This window comes from Streptomyces sp. NPDC052043 (assembly GCF_044548235.1).
Taxonomy (GTDB): Bacteria; Actinomycetota; Actinomycetes; order Streptomycetales; family Streptomycetaceae; genus Streptomyces.
The window spans coordinates 160,477-172,063 of record NZ_JBIUBT010000001.1 but is presented as its reverse complement, the minus strand read 5'-3'; the positions used below and the strand labels follow the sequence as shown (position 1 = coordinate 172,063).

The window sequence follows — 11,587 nt, the reverse complement described above, 5'->3', positions numbered from 1 at the left end:
ATACCCGGCTGGCGCGGGGGGGGCCCCGGGCCCGGCGGGGCGCCCCCCGCGGGGTTGGGGGGGGGGGGGGGGGGGGCCCCCCGGGGGGCCCCCCCCGGGGGGGGCGGGGGGCCGCGCCCCCCGCACCCCGGACGGTCACGGCAGGGACGGCAGGGACGGCGGGGTCTTGGCCGGCGTCTCCTGCAGCGCCTCCAGTGCGATCCGGATCGCCTCGTCCAACTGGGCGTCGTGGCCCGCCGCGTGGTCCTGCGGGCGCTGCGCCACCTCGACGTCCGGGTCCACCCCGTGGTTCTCCACGCCCCACCCGTAACCCTCGAGCCAGAACGCGTACTTGGGCTGGGTGATCAGCGTGCCGTCGACCAGGTGGTAGCGGCTGTCGATGCCGATCACGCCGCCCCAGGTGCGGGTGCCGACGACCGGCCCGATGCCCAGCGCCTTGATCGCCGCGTTGACGATGTCGCCGTCGGAGCCGGAGAACTCGTTGGCGACGGCGACGACCGGGCCGCGGGGCGCGTCCAGCGGGTAGCTGTACGCCCGCATGCCGCGCGGCTGGTCCCAGCCGACGATCCGCCGGGCCAGCTTCTCCACCACGAGCTGGGAGGTGTGGCCGCCGCGGTTCTCCCGGATGTCCACGACGAGTCCCTCGCGGGCCATCTCGACGCGCAGGTCGCGGTGGATCTGTGCCCAGCCGGCCCCCATCATGTCCGGTATGTGGAAGTAGCCGAGGCGACCGCCGGACCGCTCGTGGACGTAGGCCCGGCGGTCGGCCACCCACGCGTGGTAGCGCAGGGGTTCCTCGTCGGCGACGGGAACCACGACCGCGTGCCGCGGGTCGCCCCCGCCGGCCGGCAGGACGGTGAGTTCGACCGGCTTGTCCGCGGTACCGACCAGCAGCGGTCCGGGGCCCGTCACCGGGTCGACCGGCCGGCCGCCGACCGCGACGATCGCGTCCCCGGCGCGCACCGCGACACCGGGCGCGGCGAGCGGGCTGCGCGCGTTGGGGTCGGAGGTCTCCGAGGGCAGGATCCGGTCGATGCGCCAACTTCCGTCCTCGTGCCGGGAGATGTCCGCGCCGAGCTGCCCCTGCCGGGTGCCGTCGTGCCCGAGGCCACCGGACGGCATGACGTAGGCGTGCGAAGTGCCCAGTTCGCCGTGCACCTCCCACAGCAGGTCGACCAGGTCGTCGTGGGTGGCGATCCGGTCCAGGACGGGCCGGTAGCGGTCGAGGACGCCGTCCCAGTCGACGCCGTTCATGTCCGGCCGCCAGTAGTGGTCCCGCATGATGCGGCCGGTCTCCTCGTACATCTGCCGCCACTCGGCGGCCGGGTCGACGGTCTGCCGGACCCGGCCGAGGTCGACGGTGATGTTGGTGTCGCTGTCCTCGTCGCCGGAGGCGCGCCGGTCGCTGGGCACGACCTTGAACTTGCCGTCCGTCCACAGCAGGACCCGCTTGCCGTCGCCGCTGACCGCGAAGTGTTCGGCGTCGGCGGCGAGGGACTCGAGGCGCTGCTGGAGAAGGTCGTAGCGCTCCAGCTCGGTCTTCGGGTCGGGGTCGTCGGGTGTGGCGCGGGAGGTGCCGAGGACTCCGCGCACCGGGTGCCTGAGCCAGAGCACGCCGTCCTTGGCGGCGCGCAGGTCGGAGTAGCGGGCGGCCTCGACCGGGAACGGCACGATGCGGTCGGCCAGGCCCTCCAGGTCGATCCGGGTCGTCGGGACGCCCTCGCTGTCCGGGGTCTCCTCCTTGTCGGGCGCCTCGAAGGGCCGTCCGTGGCGCTGCGGGCCGAACGGCGAGGGGGTCGCCGCGGCGAGCGTGATCAGGTGCGGGCGGGAGCTCTCGACGAACGCCATGTCGAAGACGTGCTCGTCGTAGACCGGGTCGAAGGAGCGGTGGGAGAGGAAGGCGAGGTGCTTGCCGTCGAAGGTGAACGCGGGCGCGTGGTCCCTGAAGCGCAGCGGGGTCGCCTCGGTGACCGACAGGTCGGTGGTGTTGGCCAGGCGGAGCTGGCTGAGCGGCAGCGGGCCGGGGTGCGACCAGGCCAGCCAGGCGGAGTCGGGGGAGAAGGCGAGGCCGCTGACGTCCCCGTCCTCGCTGCGGTCGACCTCGCGCACCTCGCCGCTGTCGCGTTCGACGAGCAGCAGCCGGCCGTCGTGGGAGGCGACGGCCACGCGGCTGCCGTCGGGGGCGGGGGCGAGTTCCAGGACGCGGCCGAGCTGTCCGGCACCCAGCCGGCGCGGGGTCGCGCCGGGCGCCAGGCCGGTGGCGGGCGCGAACTCCAGGGCGTCCTCGCCCTCGGCGTCCGTCACCCACACCACCCACTCCTCGCCCTCGGCACGGAAGGTGCGCGGCAGCCGGGTGCGTACGCCGGACTCGGCGGCGAGCGCGCGGGCGGGGCCGGAGCGGTGGGTGACCCAGTGGACGGCGCCGCGCACGGCGACCGCGCTGCCGCGCGCCGTGTGGTCCGAGGACGCCGAGCCGAACCAGTGGGAGGCGCTCACCGGATACGGCTGGAGGTCCACGCGCGGCCCGCCGAGCCGGACGTCGATGCGGCGCGGTTCGGCGCCGTCCAGGTCGTCGAGGAGCCAGAGTTCACCGGCGCTGGTGTAGACGACCCGGGTGCCGTCGGTGGCGGCGTGCCGGGCGTAGAAGCCCCCGGTCGGGGTGTGCCGGCGCAGGTCGGAGCCGTCGGCGAGGGAGGAGTACAGCGCGCCGGTGCCCTCGTGGTCGGAGAGGAACGCGATCCTCTCCCCCACCCACAGCGGGTACTCGATGTTGCCGTCCAGGTCCTCGTGCAGCCGGACGAACTCCCCGGTGTCCTCACGGTCGATCCACAGCTTGCCCGCCGTGCCGCCGCGGTACCGCTTCCACCAGGCCGCCTCGCGGCTCCCCGCGGACAGCAGCACGGTGTGCGGGCCGTACGCGATGTCGCCGACGGGCCCGTACGGCAGGGTGGTGGCCGGTCCGCCGTCGAGCGGCACGGCGCGCGCCCAGGTGCGGCGCAGACTCGCCTGGCCCTCGGTGCTGATCGCGAGGACCTCGCCGTCGGGGGTCCAGCCGCACACCCTGGTCTTCCCGCTCCCCCAGTGGGTGAGCCGCTTGGCGGGGCCGCCGTCGACCGGGGAGATGTGCACCTCGGGGGCGCCGTCACGGGTGGAGGTCCAGGCGACGAGGGTGCCGTCGGGCGAGATGCGGGGATGGTTCGCCGGCACGTTGTCGGCGCTGACCCGCCAGGCCCTGCCGCCGTCCAGTGGCGCGAGCCACACGTCGTCCTCGGCGGTGAAGGCGACCAACTCGCCACGCAGATGCGGGTACCGGAGATACGCGGCGGAGGCGGACGACACGGATGACAGGGGCGGCGAAGACGATGCGGGCTGAGTCACGTGATCACCCTACGCAGCGGCGGCCGCCGCGGACAGGGGTCGGACAGATCCTCGCACGTCAACCGGCGGCGGCGCGGCCTCACTTGCCGTGGACGGGCCGGCAGGTGGGATCGCCCTGGCACCAGATCGTGCGCGTGACGGTCACCGTGACCGCCGGCTCCGGCTGCCCGTGGGTGGGCCGGTAGGTGACGGGCGGCCGGTACGCCGACCGGGTCGTGGCGCCGCAGTCGCCGAGGCCGCGCACGTGGAACCACACCTTGCCGCCCACCTTGGCGGTCAGGTCCCCGCGCACACAGGCTCCGTCGACGGCCCGGTTGACCTTCCCGGTGACGGTGATCTTCCGGCCGTCCTTCGTCTCCCCCTGGCAGTCCACGGAGACCACGGTGGTCCCGGACGCCGACGGCGACCGGCTCCCCTGATTCCCCGCCGTGCGTGTCCGGCCGCCGCCGTCGTCCGTGCCCGTGCAGCTGAGCCAGTTCACGGGAGCGTGCCGCCGGTTCAGCTCCGCCGTGGCCGTCCTGTCGGTCGTGTACGCCGCAGAGGTGGCGCTGAGCGCGCCGGGATCACAGGCGACGGCCCCGCCCGCGGCGACCACCGCGAGCACCGCCGCACCCCTCACCCGCCGCCCGCGCGCCAGGTGCCGAATCCGCCTCAATGCCCCCATGTACGGCAGACTGCCACCGCCGCGTCCGGGGCGGTAGAGCGCATACGGTCACGTGCGCGCCGCGCGTGACCGTGCCCGTGCGGCCGACCGGTCGGTCGTGCGGTCGGCATTGCGTGCGGTCGTGGGGCCGGCCGGTCGTGGCGCGTGACCTGCCGGTCAGGACCAGCGGCCGGTACGGCCCAGCAGCAGGGCGGCCGCGGCCGTGCCGGCGGTCGAGGTGCGCAGCACGGTGGGCCCGAGCACGTACGCCTTCGCGCCGGCGTCCCGGAACTGCGCCAACTCCTCGGGGGAGACACCGCCTTCGGGGCCGACGACCAGCACGATCTCGCCCTCGGCGGGAAGTTCGACGGTGGCCAGGCGTTCCTCGCCGCTCTCGTGGAGCACGGCGGCGAAGTCGGCTTCGGCCAGAAGTGCGGCAACCTGTTTGGTCGTCGCCGCGTCCGCGACCTCGGGGAAGCGCGCCCTGCGGGACTGCTTGCCGGCCTCGCGGGCGGTCGAGCGCCACTTGCCGAGCGCCTTCAGACCGCGGTCGCCCTTCCACTGCGTGATGCAGCGGGAGGCGGCCCAGGGCACGATCGCGTCCACGCCGACCTCGGTCATGGTCTCCACGGCGAGTTCACCGCGGTCGCCCTTGGGCAGGGCCTGGACGACGGTGATGCGGGGGGCCCCCGGAGGTTCCTCGACGAGGGCCGCCAGGTCCGCGATCACCAGCCGGTCCTTGCCCTCGGCGGCCTTGACCACGCCCTCGATCCAGCGCCCGCGGCCGTCGGTGAGCACCACGTCCTCGCCCGGCCGCAGCCGCTTGACCGAGACCGCGTGCCGCCCCTCGGGGCCGTCCAGCACGAACTCCGTGCCCAGGTCCTTCAGTTCGTCCACGACGAACACCGGCGCGGTCATCGTGCGTCACCTCCTGCCGCCGGTCCGGCCACCAGCGCCGCCCGTGCCTCGTCGAGTTCGGCGACCAGCACCTCCACCAGTCGCCCGGCGGGCAGGTCGCGGGCCATCCGGTGGCCCTGGCCCGCCCACAGGGCCATGCCCTGCGCGTCCTTCGCCTTGGCGGCCGCCTTGCGCAGTGGGGCGGTGAGGTGGTGGACCTCCGGGTAGGCGGCGGGGGCGTACGGGCCGTGCTCCCGCAGGAAACGGTTGACCAGCCCGCGGGCCGGCCGCCCGGAGAACGCCCGGGTCAGCTCCGTACGCGGGAACACCGGGTCGGTCAGCGCCTGCTTGTGCCGGTCGTGCGCGCCGGATTCGGGGGTGGCCAGGAAGGCGGTGCCGAGCTGGGCCGCGCCGGCGCCCGCCGCGAGCACGGCGGCGATCTGGCTGCCGCGCATGATGCCGCCCGTGGCGATGATCGGCAGGCCGACCGCCTCACGGATCTGGGCGACGAGCGAGAGCACGCCGATCCCGGCGCCGTCCTGCTCCGGCACGTCGCGGTGGGTGCCCTGGTGGCCGCCGGCCTCCACGCCCTGGGCGATCACCGCGTCCGCGCCCGACCGGTCCACGGCGAGCGCCTCCTCGACGGTGGTGGCGGTGGCGAGGACGAAGGTGCCGACCCGGTGCAGGGAGTCCACGACCTCGTGGGCCGGCACGCCGAAGTGGAAGGAGACCACCGGCACCGGGTCCTCCAGGAGCACGGCGAGCTTGGCGTCGTAGCCGTCGTCGCGTCCGGACTCCGGGTCGCCGAGCTCGGTCTCGTACCAGCTGGACTCGCCGGCGAGCTGGTGGGCGTAGAGGTCGACGGCGGCGGTCTCGGCGCTCTCCGGCTGCGGCATGAACACGTTGACGCCGAAGGGGCGGCCGGTCAGTCCGCGCAGCTGCTTGATCTCCTGGTACATGCCGTCGGCGGTCTTGTAGCCGGCGGCGAGGAACCCGAGTCCGCCGGCATCGGACACCGCCGCGGCGAGCGGCGGCACCGCGGGACCGCCCGCCATCGGCGCCTGCACGATCGGGTGCGGGAAGAGATCGGTCAGTGCGGAGGACATGACGGCATGTTGTCACGTCCTCCGGACGAGTCCACATCCGGGCGACCTCCGGCATATGCCGGAGGAATCCCCTCCAAGCCGCACCTGCCCGGAGGACGACCCCCCGGGCCCTCGGCAGACCCCAGCCCCGCGTCAGCGCCCGTTGAACGCGTCCTTCAGCCGCGAGAACAAGCCCTGCTGCCCCGGCTGGAACTGGCCCAGTGGGCGTTCCTCGCCGCGCAGCTTGGACAGCTCGCGCAGCAGGCGTTCCTGCTCGGGGTCGAGCTTGGTCGGGGTCTGGACCTCGACGTGCACGATGAGGTCGCCCCGGCCGCCGCCGCGCAGGTGCGTGACGCCCCGGCCGTGCAGCGGGATCGACTGGCCGGACTGGGTGCCCGGGCGGATGTCGACCTCCTCCAGGCCGTCCAGGGTCTCCAGCGGCACCTTGGTGCCGAGGGACGCCGCGGTCATCGGGATGGTGACCGTGCAGTGCAGGTCGTCGCCGCGCCGCTGGAAGGTCGAGTGCGGCAGCTCGTGGATCTCGACGTACAGGTCACCGGCCGGACCGCCGCCGGGGCCGACCTCGCCCTCACCCGCGAGCTGGATGCGCGTGCCGTTGTCGACACCGGCCGGGATCTTCACGGTCAGGGTGCGGCGGGCGCGGATGCGGCCGTCGCCGGCGCACTCCGGGCACGGGGTGGGCACCACCGTGCCGAAGCCCTGGCACTGGGGGCAGGGGCGCGACGTCATGACCTGGCCCAGGAAGGACCGGGTGACCTGCGAGACCTCACCCCGGCCGCGGCACATGTCGCACGTCTGCGCGGTGGTGCCCGGGGCCGCGCCCTCGCCGCTGCACGTGTTGCAGACGACGGCCGTGTCGACCTGGATGTCCTTCGTGGTGCCGAAGGCCGCCTCGTCCAGCTCGACCTCGAGCCGGATCATCGCGTCCTGGCCCCGGCGCGTGCGCGAGCGCGGTCCGCGCTGCGACGCCGTGCCGAAGAAGGCGTCCATGATGTCGGAGAAGTTCCCGAAGGAACCGCCGGCTCCGAAGCCGCCCGCGCCGCCCCCGCCGGACTGCGAGAGGGGGTCGCCACCGAGATCGTAGACCTGCTTCTTCTGCGGGTCGGAGAGCACCTCGTAGGCGGCGTTGATCTCCTTGAACCGCTCCTGCGTCTTGGGATCGGGATTGACGTCCGGGTGCAGCTCGCGGGCGAGCCGGCGGAACGCCTTCTTGATCTCGTCCTGCGACGCGTCGCGGCGTACGCCGAGTACGGCGTAGTAGTCCGTGGCCACCTAAGACTCCGCCAGGATCTGTCCGACGTACCGTGCCACTGCGCGTACCGCTCCCATCGTTCCCGGGTAATCCATGCGGGTCGGTCCGACCACGCCGAGCTTGGCCACTGCCTCGCCGCCCGAACCGTAGCCGACCGACACGATGGACGTGGAGTTGAGTCCTTCATGGGCGTTCTCGTGACCGATGCGCACGGTCATGCCCGGATTCTGCGTCTCACCGAGCAGCCTCAGCAGCACGACCTGCTCCTCCAGCGCCTCCAGTACGGGCCGGATCGTGAGCGGGAAGTCGTGCGCGAAGCGGGTGAGGTTGGCCGTGCCGCCGATGACCAGCCGCTCCTCGTTCTCCTCGACGAGCGTTTCCAGCAGGGTGGACAGCACGGTCGCGACGGTGCCCCGGTCCTCGACGTCGAAGCCGTCGGGCAGGTCCTCGACGAGGTGCGGGACGTCCGTGAACCGGCGGCCCGCGACCCGGCTGTTCAGCCGCGCCCGCAGGTCGGCCAGGGAGGTCTCCCCGAAGGGCGCCGGGCAGTCGATCATCCGCTGCTCGACCCGGCCGGTGTCCGTGATCAGCACGAGCATCACGCGTGCGGGCGCGAGCGCCAGCAGTTCCACGTGCCGCACGGTCGAACGGGTCAGCGACGGGTACTGCACGACGGCGACCTGCCGGGTCAGCTGCGCGAGCAGCCGCACCGTGCGGGCCACCACGTCGTCGAGGTCGACGGCGCCGTCGAGGAAGTGGTGAATGGCGCGCCGCTCGGGCGCGGTCATCGGCTTGACCTCGGCCAGCTTGTCGACGAACAGGCGGTACCCCTTGTCGGTGGGGATACGGCCGGCACTGGTGTGCGGCTGGGCGATGAAGCCCTCGTCCTCCAGGGCCGCCATGTCGTTGCGGACCGTGGCCGGTGAGACGCCCAGGCTGTGCCGCTCGGTGAGGGCCTTGGAACCCACCGGCTCCTCGGTGCCGACGTAGTCCTGGACGATGGCGCGCAACACCTGAAGCCGCCGCTCGCTGAGCATCGCGCACACCTCCAGGGTCGTTCCTCGGCCACCCGCCTGGCACTCTGCGCATAGGAGTGCCAGCTCTACCCGGCCCAGTGTACGGCCGCCGGGTACGCCCCCGGCAAGGCCGGGCCGCGACAGCCTGCGAGGTCGGGACCGGGATCACCCGGGATCGGCCGGGATGTCGCCTCTCTTGGGGCCCTGCCGTCACCCCTCCCCTTGAGACCTTGGCGTCACCCTGTGGCCGTGACCACGACCGTGGTATCAACGCGACCGTGACCGTGATGGGGAAAGAGCCGGGCTGGGAACCGCTGGCGGACGGGGTCGGACGCTGCCGTCTTCCCGTGTGGGACTGCACGACCGGGCTGGTGGTCGGGGAGGGCGCCGCGCTGCTGGTCGACGCGGGTTCGAGCCGCGCGGAGGGCGCACGGCTGCGTGCGTGGGCGCGGGCGCTCGCCGGTGGTGATGTGACACATCTCGCGCTCACCCACGCCCACTTCGACCACGTCTTCGGGGCGGCGGAGTTCGCCGGCGCGGAGATCTTCGCCGCCGAGGGCGCGAACGCGGTGTTCGGAGACAGCGGCGAGCGCGAGGAGCTGCGCGAGGACGCGGTGCGCCAGGGGCTGGACGCCGGGGAGGCCGAGGAGGCGGCGGCCGTCCTGGTACGGCCCGGCCGCGAGGTCCGCGACCGGCTCACCCTCCGGCTCGGCGGCGGGCGGGAGGTGCTGCTGGCGAACATGGGTGCGGCGCACTCCCCGCACGACCTCGCGGTGGTGGTGCCGGGCGACCCGACCGTGGTGTTCTGCGGCGACCTGGTCGAGGAGTCCGGCGAACCCCAGGCGGGTCCGGACGCCGTGCCGTCCCGGTGGCCCGCCGCCCTCGACCGGCTGCTGGCCCTCGGCGGCGAGGACGCGCTGTACGTACCCGGCCACGGAGCGGTGGTGGACACCGCCTTCGTCCGCGCCCAGCGGGACGCGCTGGCCGCGCGCTTCGGCGTGTCGCGCTGATCGGACCCGGGCCCTGTCCATATCGTCACTCGAATGCGCCCACCCGTCTCCCACCACCGCCCTTCCGACGAGGGCCCTTCGGGCCCGCACCCCCGCCCACCCGTCTCCCACCACCGCCCTTCCAACGAGGGCCCTTCGGGCCCGCACCCCCGCGTGTACTCACCCGATCTCACTCCCCCCTGGAAGAAGCCCCGGACCGTGCCGGAGGTTCCCGCCGGCCCGGGTCTGGTGGTGGAGGAGCCCGAGACCGGCTTCTGCGGGGCGGTGATCCGCTGCGAGGCGGGCACGGTGACGCTGGAGGACCGCTTCGGCAAGCACCGGGTGTTCCCGCTCGCGCCCGGCGGCTTCCTGCTGGAGGGCCGGGTGGTCACCCTGGTGAGGCCGTCGTCCGGCCCGGTACGGCCCACCCGTACGGCATCCGGTTCGGTCGCCGTGCCCGAGGCACGCGCGCGCGTGGCCCGCGCCGGGCGCATCTACGTCGAGGGCCGGCACGACGCCGAACTGGTCGAGAAGGTGTGGGGCGACGACCTGCGCGTCGAGGGCGTGGTCGTGGAGTACCTGGAGGGCGTCGACGACCTGCCGGCGGTCGTCGAGGCGTTCGCGCCCGGTCCGGACGCCCGCCTCGGGGTCCTCGTGGACCACCTGGTCCCCGGCAGCAAGGAGTGGCGCATCGCCGAGTCGGTGACCAGCGAGCACGCCCTGGTGGTCGGCCACCCGTACATCGACGTCTGGGAGGCCGTGAAGCCGTCCTCGCTCGGGATCGGGTCCTGGCCCCGCGTCCCCCGCGGCCAGGACTGGAAGACGGGTGTGTGCCGCGCCCTGGGCTGGCCGGACAACACGGGCGCGGCCTGGCAGCAGATCCTGTCGCGCGTCCGGTCGTACCGGGACCTGGAGCCGGAGCTGCTGGGCCGGGTCGAGCAGCTGATCGACTTCGTCACCGCCCAGCCCGAGTAACCACGGCGGAGGTCCTCCCGGGCTCGCGGGCCCGCGGGGCCGGCGCCGGGTGCCTCCGCCTCAGTCCACGAGGTCCCGCACCACCGCGTCGGCCAGCAGCCTGCCCCGCAGGGTGAGCACGGCGCGGCCCGCCTCGTACGGCGCCTCCTGGAGCAGCCCGTCGGACAGCGCGCGCCGGGACGCGGTCAGACCGTCCGGGCGCAGCAGGTCCAGCGGGACGCCCTCCCGCAGCCGCAGTTCCAGCAGGATGCGCTCCACCCGGCGGTCCTCCTCGGTGAGGAGTTCCCGGCCGGCGCCCGGGGAGCGGCCGGCCGCCAGGGCCGCCGCGTACGCACCCGGATGCTTCACGTTCCACCAGCGCACGCCCCCCACGTGGCTGTGCGCGCCGGGACCCGCGCCCCACCAGTCGGCGCCACGCCAGTACAGCTCGTTGTGCAGGCAGCGGCCGGCTTCCGAGGTGGCCCAGTTGGACACCTCGTACCACTCGAAGCCCGCTGCGGACAGGGTCTCCTCGGCGATCAGGTAGCGGTCGGCGTGCACGTCGTCGTCCGTCATCGGGACCTCCCCGCGGCGGATGCGGCGGGCGAGCCCGGTGCCCTCCTCCACGATCAGGGCGTACGCCGAGACGTGGTCGGGGCCGGCGCCGAGGGCCGCGTCCAGCGAGGCCCGCCAGTCGTCGTCGGACTCGCCGGGGGTGCCGTAGATCAGGTCGAGGTTGACGTGCTCGAAGCCGGCGGCGCGCGCCTCGGCCACGCAGGCCTCGGGGCGGCCGGGCGTGTGGGTGCGGTCGAGGATCCTCAGTACGTGCTGCCGGGCGCTCTGCATGCCGAGGGAGATCCGGTTGAAGCCGCCCTCGCGGAGTGTGGCCAGGTAGGCCGGGTCGACCGACTCCGGGTTGGCCTCCGTCGTGATCTCGGCGTCGGCCGCGAGGCCGAACTCGTCGCGGATCGCTCCCAGCATCCGCACCAGGTCCTCGGCGGGCAGCAGCGTGGGCGTGCCGCCGCCGACGAAGACCGTGCGGACCTCGCGCGGGTCGTCGCCGAGGACCTTGCGGGCGAGGCGGACCTCGTCGGTCAGCGTCCCGGCGTAGTTGTCCCGGGAGGCGAGCACCCCGCCGGTGCCGCGCAGCTCGGTGGCGGTGTAGGTGTTGAAGTCGCAGTACCCGCAGCGGGTCGCGCAGTAGGGGACGTGCAGGTAGAACCCGAGGGGCCGCTCGGCCGCCCCGGCGAACGCCTGCACGGGCAGCGCCCCGTCATCGGGAACGGGCTCACCATCGGGAAGTGCGGAAGGCATGCCTTCCATTGTCCAGCACGCCGGAGGGAACCCGCGGT

The 11,587-nt window shown here is 74.0% G+C and carries 9 protein-coding genes; 2 read left to right on the top strand and 7 right to left on the bottom strand.

What is annotated here, in order from left to right; genetic code table 11:
- Window positions 1–135 precede the first annotated feature (135 nt).
- The 6 genes from ACIHCX_RS00715 to hrcA form a co-directional block, all read right to left on the bottom strand.
- Complete coding sequence (locus ACIHCX_RS00715; RefSeq protein WP_400025261.1) at window positions 136–3,339, bottom strand: S41 family peptidase; 3,204 nt, start codon at window positions 3,337–3,339, stop codon at window positions 136–138.
- 118 nt (window positions 3,340–3,457) lie between these two features.
- On the bottom strand, window positions 3,458–4,042 hold the full coding sequence (locus ACIHCX_RS00710; RefSeq protein ID WP_400025260.1) for a hypothetical protein: 585 nt from the start codon (window positions 4,040–4,042) through the stop codon (window positions 3,458–3,460).
- Window positions 4,043–4,198: 156 nt separating this feature from the next.
- Complete coding sequence (locus ACIHCX_RS00705) at window positions 4,199–4,939, bottom strand: 16S rRNA (uracil(1498)-N(3))-methyltransferase (protein WP_400025258.1); 741 nt, start codon at window positions 4,937–4,939, stop codon at window positions 4,199–4,201.
- The gene (locus ACIHCX_RS00700) at window positions 4,936–6,024 is read right to left on the bottom strand and encodes a nitronate monooxygenase (protein WP_400025257.1); all 1,089 of its coding nucleotides are present in this window, start codon (window positions 6,022–6,024) and stop codon (window positions 4,936–4,938) included. Before ACIHCX_RS00700 ends, ACIHCX_RS00705 begins: the two co-directional genes overlap by 4 nt.
- 132 nt (window positions 6,025–6,156) lie before the next feature.
- A complete protein-coding gene (gene dnaJ / locus ACIHCX_RS00695) occupies window positions 6,157–7,296 on the bottom strand; it encodes a molecular chaperone DnaJ (RefSeq protein WP_400025256.1) in 1,140 nt (379 codons plus the stop codon).
- Window positions 7,297–8,313 (bottom strand): heat-inducible transcriptional repressor HrcA, encoded by a 1,017-nt coding sequence (gene hrcA, locus ACIHCX_RS00690; protein ID WP_400025254.1) that lies wholly within the window; start codon window positions 8,311–8,313, stop codon window positions 7,297–7,299. It abuts the gene before it with no gap.
- A gap of 257 nt (window positions 8,314–8,570) precedes the next feature.
- Between hrcA and ACIHCX_RS00685 the strand changes: the two genes are divergently transcribed.
- Both ACIHCX_RS00685 and ACIHCX_RS00680 read left to right on the top strand, forming a co-directional pair.
- Window positions 8,571–9,302 carry an MBL fold metallo-hydrolase gene (locus tag ACIHCX_RS00685; RefSeq protein ID WP_400025252.1) on the top strand — a complete coding sequence of 244 codons (732 nt, stop codon included), beginning with the start codon at window positions 8,571–8,573 and terminating at the stop codon, window positions 9,300–9,302.
- Between the two features lie 198 nt (window positions 9,303–9,500).
- A complete protein-coding gene (locus ACIHCX_RS00680) occupies window positions 9,501–10,256 on the top strand; it encodes a DUF3097 domain-containing protein (protein WP_400025250.1) in 756 nt (251 codons plus the stop codon).
- 60 nt (window positions 10,257–10,316) lie between these two features.
- Here ACIHCX_RS00680 and hemW read toward each other — a convergent pair whose 3' ends face one another.
- Window positions 10,317–11,549, bottom strand: a complete 1,233-nt coding sequence (hemW, locus tag ACIHCX_RS00675; RefSeq protein WP_400025248.1) for a radical SAM family heme chaperone HemW — start codon at window positions 11,547–11,549, stop codon at window positions 10,317–10,319.
- Between the last annotated feature and the right edge of the window lie 38 nt (window positions 11,550–11,587).

What these genes read in the sequence shown, in the direction of transcription:
- ACIHCX_RS00705 (WP_400025258.1), bottom strand. Translation starts at nt 4,939, where the DNA reads ATGACCGCGCCGGTGTTCGTCGTGGACGAACTGAAGGACCTGGGCACG.
- hrcA (WP_400025254.1), bottom strand. Translation starts at nt 8,313, where the DNA reads ATGCTCAGCGAGCGGCGGCTTCAGGTGTTGCGCGCCATCGTCCAGGAC.
- ACIHCX_RS00700 (WP_400025257.1), bottom strand. Translation starts at nt 6,024, where the DNA reads ATGTCCTCCGCACTGACCGATCTCTTCCCGCACCCGATCGTGCAGGCG.
- hemW (WP_400025248.1), bottom strand. Translation starts at nt 11,549, where the DNA reads ATGCCTTCCGCACTTCCCGATGGTGAGCCCGTTCCCGATGACGGGGCG.
- ACIHCX_RS00710 (WP_400025260.1), bottom strand. Translation starts at nt 4,042, where the DNA reads ATGGGGGCATTGAGGCGGATTCGGCACCTGGCGCGCGGGCGGCGGGTG.